10 protein-coding genes are annotated in these 18,749 nt (G+C 45.4%); all 10 read right to left on the bottom strand.

Annotation, left to right across the window (positions count from 1 at the left end):
• Positions 1-12: 12 nt before the first annotated feature.
• The 10 genes from AC787_RS08830 to AC787_RS08790 all read right to left on the bottom strand — a co-directional run bounded on the left by AC787_RS08830 (position 13) and on the right by AC787_RS08790 (position 18,700).
• A complete protein-coding gene (locus AC787_RS08830; RefSeq protein WP_235560932.1) occupies positions 13-2,226 on the bottom strand; it encodes a PrsW family glutamic-type intramembrane protease in 2,214 nt (737 codons plus the stop codon).
• 802 nt (positions 2,227-3,028) lie between these two features.
• Positions 3,029-3,202 (bottom strand): hypothetical protein, encoded by a 174-nt coding sequence (locus tag AC787_RS34720; protein WP_235560931.1) that lies wholly within the window; start codon positions 3,200-3,202, stop codon positions 3,029-3,031.
• 654 nt (positions 3,203-3,856) lie between these two features.
• A complete protein-coding gene (locus tag AC787_RS08825) occupies positions 3,857-4,318 on the bottom strand; it encodes a hypothetical protein (protein WP_054024437.1) in 462 nt (153 codons plus the stop codon).
• A gap of 412 nt (positions 4,319-4,730) precedes the next feature.
• The gene (iolB, locus tag AC787_RS08820) at positions 4,731-5,543 is read right to left on the bottom strand and encodes a 5-deoxy-glucuronate isomerase (RefSeq protein WP_054024436.1); all 813 of its coding nucleotides are present in this window, start codon (positions 5,541-5,543) and stop codon (positions 4,731-4,733) included.
• Positions 5,544-5,636: 93 nt separating this feature from the next.
• Positions 5,637-7,088, bottom strand: a complete 1,452-nt coding sequence (locus tag AC787_RS08815; protein WP_414730975.1) for a CoA-acylating methylmalonate-semialdehyde dehydrogenase — start codon at positions 7,086-7,088, stop codon at positions 5,637-5,639.
• A 30-nt stretch (positions 7,089-7,118) separates the two neighbouring features.
• Positions 7,119-8,114 carry a 5-dehydro-2-deoxygluconokinase gene (gene iolC / locus AC787_RS08810; protein WP_054024434.1) on the bottom strand — a complete coding sequence of 332 codons (996 nt, stop codon included), beginning with the start codon at positions 8,112-8,114 and terminating at the stop codon, positions 7,119-7,121.
• Positions 8,115-8,133: 19 nt separating this feature from the next.
• On the bottom strand, positions 8,134-9,999 hold the full coding sequence (gene iolD, locus AC787_RS08805; protein WP_054024433.1) for a 3D-(3,5/4)-trihydroxycyclohexane-1,2-dione acylhydrolase (decyclizing): 1,866 nt from the start codon (positions 9,997-9,999) through the stop codon (positions 8,134-8,136).
• A 76-nt stretch (positions 10,000-10,075) separates the two neighbouring features.
• Entirely contained in the window at positions 10,076-10,831 is a 756-nt protein-coding gene (locus AC787_RS08800) for a sugar phosphate isomerase/epimerase family protein (protein ID WP_235560930.1), read from the bottom strand.
• Positions 10,828-11,769, bottom strand: coding sequence for an aldo/keto reductase (locus AC787_RS08795; RefSeq protein WP_054024432.1), 942 nt, complete (start codon positions 11,767-11,769; stop codon positions 10,828-10,830). Before AC787_RS08795 ends, AC787_RS08800 begins: the two co-directional genes overlap by 4 nt.
• Positions 11,770-12,064: 295 nt before the next feature.
• Positions 12,065-18,700 carry a LamG-like jellyroll fold domain-containing protein gene (locus AC787_RS08790; RefSeq protein WP_054024431.1) on the bottom strand — a complete coding sequence of 2,212 codons (6,636 nt, stop codon included), beginning with the start codon at positions 18,698-18,700 and terminating at the stop codon, positions 12,065-12,067.
• Positions 18,701-18,749 lie beyond the last annotated feature (49 nt).

The raw sequence follows: 18,749 nt of genomic DNA, 5'->3' as shown, positions 1-18,749 counted from the left end.
ACACCTCCATAACTAAATTGTTGTTGGGATTAACTTTATCGTTGATAAATATGGATTCCCATCAACCATCTTCCAGGTTGTTAGTACCTTGAGTTTTCCATTAGGACCTTCTAGTACACTTGGGAAATCCAACGTATTTTCAGGCTTTATCTGTTTACCAACTTCTAATAAATGTTTTGCAATGGACTGGTTATTCTCTAATGTATCACGAAGTCCAACCGACTCGAGCTTTTGTCTCATATCATCCGAACGGTCAAAATTATGCTTCATTTTTTCAAGTTTTTTCATTCGTTCGGCGTTTTGACTGTCTGCATCAAATACCTTTCTTTGGGTCTGCTTTAATTGCTTTAATTCTCGAAGTTCTTTTGTCACTTCATGAATATTAACGTTGACCTTGCCTCGCAAATATTTCTCAATTTTGTCAACGGGTATTATCGTATTTCCATCTGTATAAACCTTAATTGCTTTACCACTCTGTGGAGCAATAACCTCTTCGGTTTTAAGTTCTCCCGTCCCCTCATCGGCTTTATCCTTATTGGGCGTATCGTCATCCGGTTTCTTAGGTTCGTCCGAATGCTTGCCCGGACTTTTGCCGTCATTCTTCGGAGGTTTCGGTTTAACCGGAATGTCGACATCGGGCTTCCGGGAACCGAGTTTATCCAGAAGCTTGCGCACATAGCCGCGCCCTTTCTTCCCCACCCAAATTAGCGCTTTGCCGAACGGGATTCGGTTTAGTACAATGCCTACAGCCACGCCAAGCGCATTTTCGGGAGTCAGCAGCTTCTTCGGATTGCGGATATAACCAGCAATCTCATGTCCGCTCCCGGCAATTCCCATCGTCGTCATCGCGAAGCCGAAAGCCGGCCAGAATCCGACGAAGAGCAGTGACAGGGCAAGGGCCCCGAGCACGATCGCGCCCTGTTCATACCATTCCAGCCGATCCCACCAATCTTGCAGCGAATCGAACATGCAGGCGAAACATGCCGTTTCCCCTCCGCCCGTATGAGCCCCGATACCTGCGAACAGACCGGCAGTAAGCAGAATAACTGCGAGTCCGGTCAGCGCCTGGCAAAGAGCTTTCACCCGAGCCTGGATAGGCTCCTTCCGATCAGCCGCTTCCTCGTTCCCGTAGAGCAAATGAAATCCAAGCTCCTTGCGCTCCCGGTAAAAGCCAATCCAATATATAAATTTCCCCCGGTCGAGGCAAAAAGAGTGGATTATATTCCACAGTTCGGTAAACGGATTAAAAAGCGGCTCGTTCGGCAGCGACGTAAGGCGGTTTCGTATTTTGTTCAGCGACCAGTAATCGGCAATGAGCGATGCGGCCAGCATCAACAGGAAGACTGGCTGAGTTTTATAACCGCTGCCGGTCCACTCATGAAGCCGGAACACCCAACCCGGCAGCTTGTGCTGGCCGTTATAAGCCGCGTGATCCAAGATGGACCACAGCAACATGATTGCCGGGAACAGAAAAACCCATTTCGTCAGTCTTGTCCTCAGCCGGTAGGCTATTCCGCACGCAAGCGCAATCATGGCGGTATGTACGGGATGACCGACTGTCATTAGCGTCGGAAAAAAACTTTCTTCGAAACGCCCTGGAAACAGCGAGAAAAAATCCCAGTGTATTGTTTCGCCGCCCAGCATCGTAAAGCTATAGCCATACTTTTCCGCAAGAATACCGGAACTAAGCCATCTTCGGGACAATTCTTCCATCAGTTGGAAGCCGACGCCCGTCGCCGCGCCGATAAGCGTGTAATCGCTCAAGCTCAAAGCGGAAGCTCGACGCGAGAACAACAGGAATATGCCTAGCGGAAGCAGCTTCCACAACTCTTCGAAAATCGGCGTGATCACGGCAACAGACCAAGTGTCTGACGTTTTTCCGCCGAAAAGCTCGTGGAAAGCATTGACCGTAAGCGTCGTGAATGGTACGACAAGAAACACGCCTGCCAGTACGAACAGAACAATCGGCTTCCACGGCATCGTTTTGCTTCGGCACAGAAACCAAAATTGCAGCAGCACATAAAACGACCATAAATATTGAACCATCATGGTACGCGATTCTTTAACGAAAAACAAGCTTAAAACAAACATGATTAGCGACAACCAGGAAAAAATCGCATACATCGTTTTAATAAACGGATATTTCTCAATCCATGCTTGGCTAGTTCGGTGGATGGCCTCAAGGAAATCCCGAATTCCGGTTCGAATGGACCAGATCGTATTCACAGCTGTCGCCTCCTTTGAATGCCGACCCCCGTGCAGCGGGACGTCTCCCTTGACTACGGTCCGGCCATGAGTTAATAAATGAATTCATGAAAATCATGGTCATCGATCGATCGGAGCGGAGGTTTATAGAGTAACACCCGCAAATTCAACCTAACCTATTACTCACGGGATACTAGTATTATATACATTCATTGTAAAATGTGGCAAAAGGCGCTGGTCTCAAATCTAGATGTATTACGCCGCATCCGCTAATTATTTTTCTTATTAGTCAATTCATCGATAATCTTATTTCCTTCACCCGTTATATTGTTATAAACCTTATTTCCACTTTTTGAAACTTCGTCATACAAACGCTTTCCTGTATCACGAGCATAACCCCATGCGAAATTTTTGCGTTCCGTAATCGTTGTAAAGAGTTCACTCTTTGGGAGAGCATCTCTTTTTTTTGTTTCCAGATACTTAAGGGCTGCTAGCTGATTAGAATGTTCTTTGACCGTTTTTGTTCTTTTTGTATATTTGCCTCACCTGCTCCTTTTTCTTTCCATCTCGTCCACTCGCCTCGTAATTTATCATACGTTTTGTTCAGATATTTTTAATCCTTCTTCATTCACAACGGTCTTAACCTTCGATTGGTTAAGCTCTTTTGCAATCTGTGCGGGATTGCCTCCACAGGTTTCAATTCCATCACTTACCACATAGACGATCGAATCCGTAGTTTCAGGATTAATATCTTGTTTTACGGATTCTAGGGCATTCGCAATTGGTGTCCATCCAGCTGGTTCTACATCTTGAAGTACTGTTTTTATTTGTATGGTCTGCTCACCTTGACCATGAAAGATTTCTTCTGTACTGCTACAGGATACTTTTTTATCTTTCTGACTTCTTGTTCCTTATGTCCATAAACCCGCAAAGATACCTCTGCATTTTTTGGCAACTTATCCCCGAAACTTTGAATTGCTTCTTTTGCAGAATCCATTTTTGATTTCCCATTAATCTGTGCCCTCTTGCTGCCGCTGGCATCAAGTAAGATTGAAATATGCAGCTTCCTGCTTGTGGGTAATGTAACCTTTTCATTAGGTCTGGATTATTCACTGTAACTTCGGAATAAAAATTAATAAAAGTGTACATGTAAGGGCGATAGTCTTCAAATAGATCTTCGCATCATCAACTTACCTCCAAATAATCTTATTATTTAATTTAGATCCCGGCTTGTAGCAACCTTCTTGGAATGGGCATTTCTTAGAACTTATTATAGAAAAAATCATACCAAACAGAACCACGCACATTCACTTTAGATGGGGTGAAATACAAGAAATTAACGATACAAAATCTTCTTATAGAAATAATGAGGTTCTTTTTTTCTAAAAAAAAAAACCACCCCGAAGGGTGGTCCGTACTCATGATGATCACTATAGGGTTTAGATAGGAGTTGAGAGTCCTATCCCACACCTGTAGCTTTTTAGTGTTAAAACCCAACAAAAAAGAAACTACCGTACGGCTTCATATTAGTGCTGTCTGTAACGGCAAGATTTAAGGCCATCCTTTTGCGGGATGACCCTTTCTTTGATCTCGCATCTTTTTTGCAAATAGAAAAAGCGGATGAATTCTTCCAATTGCTCTTTTGCTTACTTTAATATTCTCCTTTAATTACAAAAAACGAACCCCGAATTGTTCCAGCTAGTTTAGACTTCTGCCTAGCAAACTTAAACTTCCCTTCTAATTCCTTTGGTATCTCCATTCCCTCAGAAAGCTTAAAACCAACGGCCCGCTTCTTAGGGTCATCAACCGTGTACATGACGTTGACCTCAAGACCATCCTCATAAAAGACGTAAGCAAATTTAATATTTTCCACTTGAAAACGTGACGTTTCTAATGGTTTGGCTGCAAACTCAATATCACGATCTTTCAAAATTCGGTTCACATAATCAAGGGTCTCCTGACTTTCACTAGCTGATACAACCATAAATTCATGCTTGTATTTGTTCATAAAGTAACGGGCTTCATTAGCACGCAAACCAGCAAGCGCTTCTACTACAGGTGAAGACTCTAAACCAACCGTAGACACCTTATTAAAATCAACGATATGGGACATTTCCATCTCTCCTTTTATCTCATTATTTCCAAAAAACTTGTCCTTATTTGTAATACGATTCAGCGTATCACTCTTACGGCGAAATTTAAGGGGCAGCCTTTTGGGGCCACTGCTGCTTTTCCTTTATCCATGTTCCGGACAGCAAGGATAACTGTTGCCCCTCTTTCAGCCAATGCCAAGTTGTTCCAAACCCTAAACCACTGTTCGCTCCTGTAACATATTTTATTGGTAAGTTATATGTAAGTAAAGTTTATTCGAGGCTGATTAGCCACTATTGGTGAAATTAGCGACACGTGTGCTGCTCATTTCTTCTGACCATGCTGAGCGCACCAGAAAAAAGAGCTATGCCTTCATTATAAATGGCTTAGCTCTCTTTCAATAGTAGCATCTTAATTCTTGATTTATTTATATCTTATCGTGGCTTCGGCATCAACCAAGCGTGATCCGGATCGTTATAGAACTTCCAAATACGAACTGGGCCCGCCATTACGTTCAAATAATATACATCATAACCTGGAGGGGCAGATACCGGGTGGTAACCCTTTGGTACAAGTACAACTTCACCGTTACCCACAGTCAACGTCTCGTCCAATGAACGATCGTCTGTGTAGACACGCTGTACCGCAAAACCTTGTTCTGGCTGAACTTGATAATAATACGTTTCTTCTAAGAGTGATTCCTCGGGCAGATTATCACGGTCATGCTTGTGCGGAGGGAAGCTGGACCAATGACCGGCAGGCGTAAACACTTCTACGACGAGCAGACTGTCAGCATCTGCGGTTTCCGGCAAAATATTATGAACGAGCCGCTGCGTACTGCCCTCTCCACGATTTTCAACCCCAACATGACCAGATTCGATCAATCTTGCTGCGTGTGTACCGCTGCTGGGTGCCCAGCATACAGCAATTTGCAGGTCAGTTAGCGCGGTAATGGTGAACGTATCATCAGAAGGAACGTACACGGAATAGGGAGGAATTTTCTCAAAAACATGCATGCGGCGGCCGATGTTCTTCCATTCCGACTTCGCAGTGGAAACGTCAGCCTTTCCTCTAAGCAGGACAACGCAAGCTTCCCGTTCCTCTGTCCGACGGCTCAGTGATTGTCCGGAATCTAGCGTAAACACTTCAAAACCAACATATTCCCACCCCGCAGATTCTGGAGTAATCCGGAGAGTATTACCTTCCTGGTCGGGAGTTTGGTTCGGTTTTACAATCAGTTCATTCATTTTCCAAATGCCTCCCTTCTAGTATTTCGATTCATTGTCCTAGCATTTTAACAGGAGGATCAGAATCATCCGATCCTCCTGCTAACCAATCGCTTACCAGCGGGAGGTGACCATTTTCTTTCTCGTAAAAAACTCGACACCGTCTGAACCGTTAGCATGCAAATCACCGTAGAACGATTTCTTCCAACCAGAGAAAGGGAAAAACGCCATTGGGGCAGGTACACCCAAATTTACGCCAAGCATACCCGCGTCGATAGTTTCACGGAATTGACGAACATTACTGCCATTTTGAGTGAAAATGCACGCTCCGTTCGCCAGTTCTGAACGATTGGCAAGTTCAATCGCCTCTTCCAGTGTATCCACCCGGACAACCGATAGCACGGGAGCAAATATTTCGTCCTTCCAAATCTTCATCTCACATGTTACATGATCAAAAATCGTCGGGCCGACGAAATACCCTCCGCCATTTGATGCCGCATCAGTACGTCCGTCGCGAAGCAGTAGTGCTCCCTCTTCTATGCCTGTCGCAATATAGCCCAGCGTACGCTCCTTGTGCGGACCGCGGATAACCGGCCCTAGAAAAACATCTTTATCCATGCCATTACCAATGATTAATTTGTCAGCTGCAGCGACCAGTTTATCAATCAAAGTTTCGGACGTTTTGCCAACGGAAACGACGACAGCACATGCCATACAGCGCTCACCCGCAGAGCCAAATGCCGCGTTAATGATCTGTGTCACCGCTGCGTCCATGTCGGCATCCGGCATGACGATCGTATGGTTCTTGGCGCCGGCAAGCGCCTGAACCCGTTTCCCTTGCGCGGTTGCGGTCTTATACACATATTCCGCGACCGGCTGGGAGCCAACAAACGAAATCGCAATGACGTCCGGATGCTCTAGCAGACCATTTACGACATCGTGCGAACCATGTACCAGATTCAGCACGCCATCCGGCAAACCCGCTTCCTTAAACAGCTCCACCAGTCGATTCGCAAGAAGCGGCGTCCGCTCGGAGGGCTTCAGGACAAACGTATTGCCGCACGCGATTGCAAGCGGGAACATCCAGCAGGGTACCATCATTGGGAAGTTAAAAGGTGTAATTCCGCCCACAACCCCGATCGGATACCGGTACATGCCCGACTCCACATTCGTGGCGATGTCTGGAAGCTGTTTGCCCATCATGAGAGTTGGCGCCCCGGCAGCGAATTCAACGCATTCAATGCCGCGCATTACTTCCCCATGAGCATCTTGATAGTTTTTTCCGTTCTCCAATGTAATGATCTGCGCAAGCTCTTCCCAATGTTCGACTAACAGCTGTTGATATTTGAAAAGAATTCGAGCTCGGCGTGGTACCGGTGTCTTACTCCATGTTTTAAACGTTTCTTTCGCATTTCGGACAGCTAGATCAACTTCATCCTTGGACGACAGCGGAACGTAAGCCAAAATTTCTTCGGTCGCTGGATTGAACACTGGTTCCGTCTTGCCTGAAGTGGATGCGATCCATTCGCCTCCAATAAAATTCGATAATGGCATAAATGCTTTCATTTGGGTCATAATTGTTGTTCTCCTCTTCAACTAAGCTTGTTTGGAAGAAAGCATATATTGTTCAACCTGCATGACTGTCGGCATGGCGTCCGAGCAGCTATGACTAGAAATAACAATGGAAGCTGACGCGCTGCCAAATGTCATACTGCGGCTGACATCCCATCCTTGCATAAGTCCATAAATGAAACCTGCCGCATACGAGTCGCCTGCTCCGAATGTTTTGATAACCTTAGCCGGGAAAATAGAACCCCGCTGTGAGCTGCCGTTTTTGCCATAAGCGATCGATCCTTCTTTGCCGTGCTTGATGACGACGATTTCAGCGTGGTAACCGAACCATTGCGCGGCAGTTATTTCGTCGCTGCGTTCAGGGTTGCCGTCGAACTGCTCCAACATATCGAATTCCTCACGCGTGCCGATAATAATATCGCTTTTTTCTGCTGCCATATGATAATAAATGGCCGTTTCCTCGGGGGATGCCCACGTATATGGACGGTAATCGATATCGAATATCACCTTCGTACCGTGTTTACGAGCGTAACGGAGAGCAAGAAGAACCGCCTCGCGGGATGGGCTTTGTGCCAGCGCCGTACCGGATACGAGCAGCACCTTGCTTCGATTGATCAACGATTCGTCTACTTCTTCAGGCGCAAGCAATAAATCTGCCACATTGCTGCGGTACATCAGTATACTGCATTCCTCTGGGCTTTTGATTTCTGTAAAAGCAAGTCCGGTAACCGCGCCGGTTCGATCCGTGGTGATACCTGAAGTGTCTATACCGTTATTACGCAGGTATTGACCGATGAATCGACCCATCTGATCATCAGCAACCTTACCGATAAACGCTGTTTTCATGCCCATTCGCGACATACCGATGCAGATGTTGGCCGGTGACCCACCGACGTATTTGGTGAATGTCATCGTTTCTTCCATAGGACGATTGATTTCATTAGCGTTCAAATCAATACATAGACGACCGATCGCTACAAAATCCAAATCCTTATCGTCCGCAAAAGTAATCGTATCCATCGTATCCCCTTCTTTCCATCTAATAAGGACGCGCCGCACTGATGTTTTGCTGCATCCGCTCATGCGCCTTCCATACTTTGTCGCTCACAGAAACCTCAGGTACGCCGACGTTCCACCATGAGTCATAACCATCCGTATTCGTTCCCGGAAGCACCTTAATTTCCACCAGCACAGGTCCTTGCTCCGCTTTTGCGTCATGCAGCGCTTGCTCCAGTTCCTTCGCAGAGGAAGCTTTATAAGAGGCTGCCCCCAAACCGCGGGCAAGTAAAGTGAAGTCGATCGGCATATAAGGTCCATCTAACCGTCCTGTCTCTTTGGATCGGAAGCGGAATTCATTGCCGAAGCCGTCACTGCCGTGACCGCGCTGCAAGTTATGAATGCATTGAAACCCGTTGTTATCGAATAGTAGAATGGTCAGCTTCACGCCCTCTTGGATTGCCGTAATCAGCTCTGAGTGCAGCATGAGGTAACTCCCATCACCAACTAACGCATACACTTCACGCTCCGGTTCCGCAAGTGCAACGCCAAAAGCGCCGCTTATCTCATACCCCATGCATGAAAAGCCATATTCCAAGTGATAAGTGTTCGGTTCAGTCACACGCCAGACACGATGCAGATCGCCCGGAAGGCTGCCAGCAGCGCCAACGACAACGTCCTTCGACTCGATGAATCCATTGATGATACCGAGCGCTCTTGTCTGTGTTAACCCATCGACACTCTCCAAGGAGTAGAGACGATCAACTTCACCGTCCCACTCCGCTTTCAACTCGTGGATATAACCGTCAGCATAACTGGAGCTGAATCTACGATCCGTTAATTCCATCTGCAATGCGACAAGCGCCACCTTCGCGTCCGCGGTGACCGACTCCGCCTCCATCTTGACCGCATCAAATGAACTCACGTTCAAGTTCAGAAATGTGGCATCTGGACTACGAAAAGCGGATTTGGATGCAGTCGTGAAATCAGAAAATCGTGTACCGACGCCGATGATCAAGTCTGCTTCGGCAGCTACCCGGTTCGCCGCCAGTGTGCCGGTAGTACCAACTCCGCCAAGGCCAAGTGGATGATTCCACGGAACCGCGCTTTTGCCCGACTGCGTCTCAGCTATCGGAATGCCGAATGCTTCTGCAAAATCAAGAAGCTCTTTCGTCGCATCCGCGTAGTGAACGCCTCCCCCTGCGATGATCAAAGGCTTTTTCTTGCACATGATCAAATCTGCCGCACGTAAAATGGCATCCTGCTCCGCTGGACGGCGCTGCAGGAAATGGATACGCTTCTCAAAGAAGCGTGCAGGATAATCATAGGCTTCCGCTTGAACGTCCTGCGGCAGCGCTAACGTAACCGCTCCGGTTTCTACTGGATCGGTCAGAACACGCATCGCTTGTAGAAGCGACGACATCAGCTGTTCCGGGCGGACGATGCGATCCCAAAACTTGCTGACCGCCTTGAACGGATCGTTCGCCGATATGGAGTAATCACTCGGAACCTCCAATTGCTGTAGCACGGGGTCAGGCTGGCGGGAAGCAAAGTTATCGCCAGGCAGTAACAGCACAGGTATACGGTTAACCGTTGCGGTTGCGGCGCCAGTCATCATATTGAGTGCTCCCGGACCGATTGAGGTCGTGCAGGCAAAGATCTGACGGCGGTTCTTCTGTTTAGCGAAAGCTGTAGCAGCATGAACCATACCTTGTTCGTTCTTGCCCTGCACGAACAATAACTCAGTGGTTTCTCGCTCAAGGGCTTCGCCGATGCCTGTGACATTACCATGTCCGAAGATGCCCATAACACCACGAACGAACTTAATTTCTTCACCATCTACAGACAAATACTGTTGATCCAGAAATCGCAGCAAAGCCTGCGCCATAGTCAAGCGAATCGTTTTCATCAGCAAAACCTCGGTTCATTATAGAATGGATAAGAAAAAGCCCGCTGTTCCGATTATTCAGATGCGGGCTTCAAGCTTAATCGAGCGTTTTTTCCAAATTCAATAAGTATTCCAAGCTAGTAGCCAGACTGTCCATCGGACTTCCCGAGCAGTAATCCTGCTCTACTGCAAACCACTCAACGCCGCTTCGCAATCCCCACTGGAGGATCGGAGAAAAATCAATGACCCCTGATCCGATCTCAGCGAATGTCTGTCTGCTGTCCGCAGTCATATCCTTCAGATGAAGGATCGGCATACGATTCGCATAATTCTGGATGAAGGACAAAGGATCTTGACCAGCTTTGCGAACCCAGTACGTATCAATCTCAGCGTAAATGGCCGGATCATCGAGCAAGTATTCAAGCGCAAATTTACCATCTATGGATGTATGAAATTCAAAATCATGATTATGATAGCCAACGCGATATTCCGTGCCCTCAACTTTAGCAGCGACTTCAAGCAAGTCTTTCTTCACGCTTGCATACCCTTCTGGATTTTGCAGCCCATCCGGCAGTGAGTGACAGATGAAGTCTTTCGTATCGAACAAGCGAGCCTCTTCCAGCACAGTTTCTAAATCAAACTTCATTCGTTCCAGCCCTACATGCATGCCAGCGGTTCGTAATCCGAGTTCCTTCATCACCGCAGCAATTTCTCGTGCTTCATATCCGTGCAGCCCGTCGATCTGAACGGCCGCCCAGCCCATTTCACTCAATTGCTTCAATACCGCTGGAAAATCCTTCTTCACTTCGTTTCTTAAGGTGTAGAGCTGAGCCGCCAATTGATGTTTGATCATTCCGTTATCTCCTCCTTTTTCAAATCCAGCCATTCGACTTCCCCAGAAGTTAATGGTAGATTCATAGCCATAACTGAGTCATGAAGCTCATCAAGGTTGCGCGGTCCGATGATCGCACATGTCGGGAAAGGTTGATGAAGAACATAAGATAATGAGATTTGAATCGGTGTTACCTGCTTCAGCTCCGCTAGCTTCACCGCACGTCGGTATCGCTCCCAGTTGTTGTCGTTGTAATATACTCTCACCATTTCCGAATTTGAGAGATTGTCTGGCGTGAAATGGCCTGAGAAAAACCCGCCTGCCTGAGAGGACCATGACAATAGTGGCAGTTGGTTACGCTCATGATAATTGCAGGTTTCCTCATCAGCAGACACACAGCCCTCCCACCTTGCCTCTTTCGCCTTGGCAAGACTCAGGTTCGTACTGCTAAACGTGAATCCCACTAATTGATGCGCCGCCGCGTATTCATTCGCTTCCTGAATGCGCTGATATGACCAATTCGATGCTCCAATCGCGCGAATCTTCTTCGTCTCAAGCTGCTCGTTCAATTCTTCCATGATCGGTCCAACCTCGACGGTCGGATCATCTCTATGAAGTGCGTATAGATCGATATAATCTGTTCCCAGTCTCTCCAAGCTCTCGGCCAGATCCTTCCGGATGGCTTGTGGATTTACCCGTGGCCCTGGACTCCCATCATCGTGATGGGCTCCTTTGTTCATAATCACTACTTTTTCCCTGATCTTCTTCTCCGCCAGCCACTGTCCCAAAATCTGCTCTTTCCCTCTGTACTGATGGGCGGTATCAAACATATTGCCGCCGGCTTCAATGTAAGCATCAAGCATCAACCGCTTCGCATCGTCCAATATTCTTAGATCTCCCGTTCCCATAACCAACCGGGACATCGGCTTGTTCACACCTTGGATCTCCATCATTTCCATATAAACACTCCTTTCATGTTGCAATTATCCTGTAGCTCATCAATTTTGTTCTGTAATCCGTATGGTAGCGATACCATAAAAGGACAAAGGCGTTTTCTGGTATCGCTACCATACTGTAATTGAAGTCAGTATAATAGATTCTAACCCGTTTTACAATAGCCGCTAAAAATTACTTTCCTCAACTAAATCGAAAATGTTGAAAACCCTTTCATTATACATTCATCACCATTCACATTCAGTCATTGCAAAAAAAGAAGAGCCGCCCTGTTCAACGCGAGCGGCACTCCTTCATTTATTATTTATTGATCATGTTATACAAAATTACAGCCGATTCTGCTCTAGATAGAGGAGCCAGCGGAAGAATGGAATTCCCATTTCCTTTGACGATTCCATTTTCAACCATCACCGTCAAGCTTTCCATCGCATAACTCGCAACCTTCGTTTTGTCGATAAAACGATCCAGCTCAGCTGACGTGCCCGCGTTCAACTTCATACCGGAAACCTGCATAGATTTATGCAGTAGAACGAACGCGTCCTGTCTAGTAATCGGTTGAAGCGGATTAAATTTATTGTCTCCGCTGCCATTAGTAATGCCAAGCTTTTTGGCGATCATCACTTCATTATAATAATAGGAAGAAGAACTTACGTCGTCGAAATTCGTATCGATTGGAGCTGTTAAAGCAAGCGCCTTAACAAGTAGGACAATAAAGTCCGCCCTTGTTATTGTAGCTGACGGATTGTACTTTGTTACAGACGTGCCATTGATAATCCCTTTGGATGCCAGCACTTCGATTTGCTTTTTAGCCCATTTTACGTTCTCGAGATCATCGAATGTTTTGTGAATAAACATTATTGCGTACTTGCTGAAATGAGTCGTCGTAAAAGTAACCGTTTTTGTAGATGGCTCATATTTGCTGTTAGGTACAGCGTTCGCGTTATCCATGTTATTAATGTACCCTGCTACAATATGCTCCGAATCGGCCAACTCGGCATCTGACGCTGTATAAGGTACTGAAATTTTCACTCGAGCCTGTGGATTATTCCAAGTAACCTTAGCTCCATCGATATACAAATCAACTTCAATGATCGGTCTATCGCCAATCTGTTCCTGTAAAGCTCGATCAAGCGATGTTTTATCTACGTTGGCAATAACCAGCGCTACCGTCTTCGCTCCGGACAAATCCTGTCTCTTTAGCATGTTGGCAGGTACAGTTATTGTTCCAAATGCAGTCGTAATCTCTATCAAATGAGTTGCTTGATCAGAAGTAAGTGCTGCTTTCGGAAGCTCAACTACATACGCTTTTGCTTTATCCGCTTTCGGCACTTCGACTTTAACGGTTTTCACACCATTATCATCAGTTGAAGATGTACTAAGCGCTTTATTCCAGTCTCTCTCTTCTACCACTGCCTTGGCTTTTCCTGTTATAGGATCAACGTTCGGCACAGGTAATTTAATTGAACCTTTGACGTTTGTCATGTCAGGTATTACATCAATGATATCATTTTTTGCAAAATTAAATCTGCTGCTGAAATTGAATGGAATGGTGTACATATCTCCGGGACCTGTCAGGAACTTCGTGTCAAGGTATGAACGCTCATCTACCGGAATGCTGTCTACATATGGCGAGAACGTCTTCACACGAATCTCCTTTGACTTTTCATCAAATTCAAAAAAAGATGTCCAACCGTTTCCACCAGCGATATCCGATTGATAATCAGTTAACACTTGCAACACTTCTTTTCCATTGGCCTTCTTTTTCACATTCAGACCAGCACCGCTAATATGTCCGCCTACCATCATGAATACTTGATCATAATTCTCGACAAGGTCTCTCCAGAATAAGCCGCCCTGACCGCCTTCGCTCACTTGACCATTGTCATCGATAGTCATAATATTATGCGAGAAAATGACGGTTGGGATTTTCGGGTTCTCATTAAGCACCATTTTTGCCCAGTTTCTTTCTGCCGTATTACTCGAATTGTTCCCCACTGAGTCTACCGCAAGGAACATATACTGGTAGCTGCCGGCGGTTATGATCGAGTAGGTACTTAATCCTGAAGGCGAAGCGCCCTTGAAGTGTTCAGTGCCGGCAAATCTTTTGGGACCCATAGTGTCTACATAACCAGTACCATTCAAATCGTGGTTACCGCGAGTAACAATATAAGGTACTTTGGCATTATCAAAAATCTTAAATGCTTTATCAGCGGAAGCCCATTCTTTAGCCGTGCTGCTTTGGGTCGTGTCGCCAACATTCACCGTCATGGCGATATTCTTGCTTTGATAATTGTCTGCAATAAATTGTAGTTGTTTCTCAAGAATTTCCGGTTTGGATTGCACCACATACTGTGGATCTGGGATGATCGCAAACGTATACGTATCTTGCGCAAACATCGGAAGATCATTGTTCGTCCCATAGTTTACCGTATAATTGAACTCCGTTTTAATGAATTGGTCCTTCTCCAATGCTTTATTGGATATCCGGATATGTTTGATTTTCCCTAAAAAGAGGCTGTCAGGCGCTCTATCCCATTCATAAGCTCCAACATTCCACCCCTTGCCCGCTTCCGCTGCAATCCCATTAATGATTTCGTCAGTCTGAGGATTGCGAATGGATTCTACACCATTTACGAATAAAATTGTCTTCGAGCCATCATTCACGATCGCAACGTGTGTGTATTCATCTGACTGAGCCCATGCTTTAATAGCTGAAAGTGAGTTCGACCAGTTCGATTGGAGTACATTCGAGCTCGAGTTCCCATGCGTACTCGCCCATTGAACCTCTCGAACGTTTGAAATAGATAGCGTTGATAGCGGCTCCTGTTCCCCAGGATCAAAAGTGTTATTCCCTTGACGGGTCAATATCCCCATCCAGTTATTAATACTGGAGCCAAGCTTAAATTCTGCTTCAATCGTAAAACCTTTATCAAAAGTTAGCGTATTGATTGGGGCGCCTTCTACTGTAGTCAAATATTGGCCATCTTTTTTCTCATTTGCAAAATCAAGAGCACCGTCATCAGTAAATGACAGTCTATTGTCTCTCGGAGTTCCAGCAACGGCCATTTTAAGATCATTGCCCTTGCCGCTCCTATCTTTAATAACCAAATTGCCTGCTTCGATAGATGTTCCAGACTGCACATTTGCTTCTGAAAATACCCAATCAGCAACTACTGAATTCTCAGGATCAGTGCCAGGTATTTCGCCTAAAGTCAGTTCAACAGGCTCCGTTGCATCTTGCTCATTGTACAGTTCAAACTCGCTGATGGCATATTTATGATCGGTATTTAAATTTGCTGCCCACAGCAGCAAATAGAATCCTTTCAACCCTTTATAACCTTCACCGTAATATTCCTTATAATTCGGCAGATCAATGGTTACACTCTCGTAAATGTCAGGGCTGTCTGTTTGCCATGTCGGTTTGTAGGCTTTAGAATTAAGCTCCTGCCATGAGGTTCCATCTACGGATGTTTGAGTATCCATGACGGTTAAACCTTGCTGCTGTGCTTTATTGACGACCAGAACCAGCTTATTAAAATCTTGAAGATTATCATCGTTCCATTGCAGCATAATCCGATGCGCTGGACTAAACTCACCTTTGGGGTTTAGGTTTGTATTCGCTACACTTTGGAAATACGTCTCCACATCCCCGTCAGCAAACTTTAGCGGAGGATGCTCACTTGAGTTATCATAATCGTTTCTTAGTTTGGTAGGTTCCTCTCCATCTTTATTCAAATATGTCGCACTTACAACCGTAGCTTCAAGCGCTACATTTTTGTTTCGTTTTACCGTTAGCGTATAGGTTTTTGTTGTAATTCCATCCGCTGCTTTGGCCACGATAACGATCTTACTATTTCCCATCGGCAGCTTCGCTGTAACCAGCTGTCCACTAATGACTGGAATATCGTTTACTGTCATCGTGCCTTTTTTGTTTTTCAGTCGTGGCTGAATCGTAATTTCATCATCTTTTGTATTGATCTTTGTTGTATAATCGTATATCTCACTATTGAAAACAAAATCCTCTTTTCCTCCACTAACGACTAACGCTGACAATGACGCTTCGCTGTTTGCATCCAACACCGTAATTGTGCTTTTAGCGTAAAATAGTCCATCTGATGTTTTGGCCGTAATCTCAGCCGAGCCCGGTAACTTCGCAAAGACTTTACCACTTTGATCCACGGCAGCTACATCAACGTTGTTGCTGGACCAATCGTATGTTTTGTTCGTTGCATTGTTCGGTAAGATCTCAGCCGTCAACTTCATCGTATCATTCGTGTAGAGCGTTCCAGTGGATGGGGTAACTTTAATTCCAGTTACAGGAACAATATCACTAGAAACCGTGATGTTAGTGGTTGCCTTTTTGTTTCCATCGACACTAATTGCCGTAATAACTGCTTTCCCTCCAGCTATCGCAGTTACATTTCCATTACTGTCTACTGTCGCGATCTGTTCATTCGATGTGTACCAATCCACACTTTTCTCGGTCGCTCCTGCTGGTAAAACAACTGCTTCTATTGCTTTCATTTCTCCTGCATTCAGTATGAGTGTCTCAGGAAGACTTATAGAATCCGCAGCAATGTAGTCAAGATTTACTTTTGTTTTATCCAATTGGAACAAATCCGCTACTCCCCCGTTAAGGACGACTTCTAATTGATAAAGGCTTCCACCAATTGGCGTCAATTCAACGGGTTCAAGATTTCCTGTAAGTCTGCTTACTCTCTTAATAGCATCCTTACTGTATTTTGCTAGATTTAATTGTACTTTGATCGTCTGTTCCGTCTCCGCACCTTCACCGTGCTGCTCTACCGTTTTACCGTTACCTGAGTTCAGTCCATTCATGACCATAAAATATTCCATGTCTGTGGAGTTGAAAAAGGACTCCGTACCTGGCAGTGGTTCAAAAAAACCAAGCAGAACATCACCATTAAGTCCGCCTTGAACGCTGGTGTTTTTCGAAACTACGCTCCTTAAATAAGGATGCTTCGACTGGGTACTCTTATCGAATATTGGTGTTTCTCTCGGCGTTAGATTTTTGACTACATTTCCGTTTGAATCCTTATGTTGTCCCGGTAAAATAGAGACATCTGTGCTATTCAGCCGTACGAGATGTGGTCCAAGATTGTTTATTTGCCTTGCCATTTCGGCATATTGCGCATATTGCTTTGTAGGTTTACCATCCTTGTCAAAAAACAAGAAAGTGTTGCTATCATATTCCCAACGGAACATGCTGAGCCATTTGCCGCCCATCGTCAATGTGGCGAACGGAACGCCATATATTTGAGATTCAGTGATAATATATGGACCTACATCTGCAGGAATCTCGCCTGTCTTGAAGCCAAGTAAATATTGCCCGAAAGCGATCGGACTTTGCCCGGTTCCGTCATAGCCCTTCAGTGCAATCGTTCTTTGGTCATTAATGTTATTGACGATTGTTGTAAATAGATTATTGTCCGAACCTCTAGTTGAGAATAAATAATCGTCGAAAGTGAGCAGGTCCGGTTCGGCCGTACGAATATACGTTTCATAATCGTCCCTTTGCCATTGACGCGATTGCTGGTTGCTGTGAGCAAGGACATTCGGATAAAGTGTGTGGCTCAGTTTGAACCATTCCGTAAAGGTTTCCAAGATCTCTTCGCTGTAGCTTTCTTCATCTCCAAAAGATATCGTAATCAGCTTATTTACATTAGCTTTTTGCGCATCACTCAGAAAGCCCTTCATATCATTGTCATTCGGACCGCCCTTCAAGCCATCCCCGAATGCCCCTTTTACATACGACCATTGGGCTTCTGGCACATTGTTATGGAACGCTTGGTTATAGCCCGGATATTCGTAATAGGTAGCTGTGGTAAAATGACTGTTTTTCCATTCCTCTGCACTAGCGTATTTCCGACCTGATTGATCCGTTGTCATCCACGTCTGCATTTGCAGCCCTTTTTCGATCAATACTCTGCTAGCGCGAGATAACGTTTTTGGTGGAATAACAGTTACAGTCCGCACTTTGGTAACCAAATCTCCTGCTTGGTTAGATACCGTATAGTTCACTTTGTAGATGCCGCCTTTACTCGTATCGACAAGACCAGTCGTTTGAATATCGGCCGTAATATCTCCGTCCTTTGAATCGGTTGCCTGTGCTCCGCTCTCCACATAGGTATCGTTCAAAGATAAACTCATTTCCGAATTACCGTTTAACGAAATAATAGGCCAATTAAAACCCGGAACCTGTTTCATTTCCTCATCTGTCAGAGCTTTGTCATAAATCTTGAATTCGTCGATGAGCCCCGGCCACGCATTTGTCACTTCCGGCTCTCGGTCAGCTCCAATCCGAAAGTCACCACTATTCGATACTAATAACGTATCGTCCGAAGCAGTTTCGAACGCACCGTTGACATAAAGCTTAACCTGATCACCCTCTCTGCTAAGGGCAACATGGTACCACTTTTTAGGCTCAATTAATGTCGCTCCGATAGTCGTTTTTCCGCCAAGAGAGGATTGTAATCTACCATCAGCTCGACGTAACAGCAGCGTTTCTCCGCCCTCACCTTGCTGCTGAACAATGACAACGTCTCTGTTTGTATAGGGTGAATTGAAATTGACAAGCAAGCTCATGGAGAAATCGCTGCCTGTATTTATTAAATTCTGATTCGGTACTGTAGCATAACTAAGATAACCATTTAACAATAAGGCTTTACCTACCTTGCCGCTTCCTATTGCAGCGTCGGTAAGGTTAGCATTATTCCGCTTCAACGTGTCCGGAGATATGCCATCCATCGACACTTCGTCAAATTTCCATTCACCAACTAAACCGGATTCCGTAGCAGGTTGACTGCTATCGTCAGCATAAGTAATAACATTAGGAAAACCGATACTGATACCGCTAATCCACAAACTCATAATCAAGATCATGCTAACCAATCTCTTATTTCTCATACTTAACATAAATAACCTCCTGCATGAATTTGATAAAATATTCGATACAACGCTCACC

The organism is Bacillus sp. FJAT-28004 (genome assembly GCF_001280845.1).
Classification (GTDB): Bacteria; Bacillota; Bacilli; order Paenibacillales; family Paenibacillaceae; genus Pristimantibacillus.
The sequence above is the reverse complement of the archived record's forward strand: the minus strand, read 5'-3'. Positions and strand labels throughout refer to the sequence as shown.

Coding starts and splice junctions, on each gene's coding strand:
- iolB (WP_054024436.1), bottom strand. CDS start 5,543: ATGAATGAACTGATTGTAAAACCGAACCAAACTCCCGACCAGGAAGGT.
- AC787_RS08815 (WP_414730975.1), bottom strand. CDS start 7,088: ATGAAAGCATTTATGCCATTATCGAATTTTATTGGAGGCGAATGGATC.
- AC787_RS08790 (WP_054024431.1), bottom strand. CDS start 18,700: ATGTTAAGTATGAGAAATAAGAGATTGGTTAGCATGATCTTGATTATG.
- AC787_RS08825 (WP_054024437.1), bottom strand. CDS start 4,318: ATGTCCCATATCGTTGATTTTAATAAGGTGTCTACGGTTGGTTTAGAG.
- AC787_RS08800 (WP_235560930.1), bottom strand. CDS start 10,831: ATGATCAAACATCAATTGGCGGCTCAGCTCTACACCTTAAGAAACGAA.
- AC787_RS34720 (WP_235560931.1), bottom strand. CDS start 3,202: ATGGATTCTGCAAAAGAAGCAATTCAAAGTTTCGGGGATAAGTTGCCA.
- iolD (WP_054024433.1), bottom strand. CDS start 9,999: ATGAAAACGATTCGCTTGACTATGGCGCAGGCTTTGCTGCGATTTCTG.
- iolC (WP_054024434.1), bottom strand. CDS start 8,114: ATGGATACGATTACTTTTGCGGACGATAAGGATTTGGATTTTGTAGCG.
- AC787_RS08795 (WP_054024432.1), bottom strand. CDS start 11,769: ATGGAAATGATGGAGATCCAAGGTGTGAACAAGCCGATGTCCCGGTTG.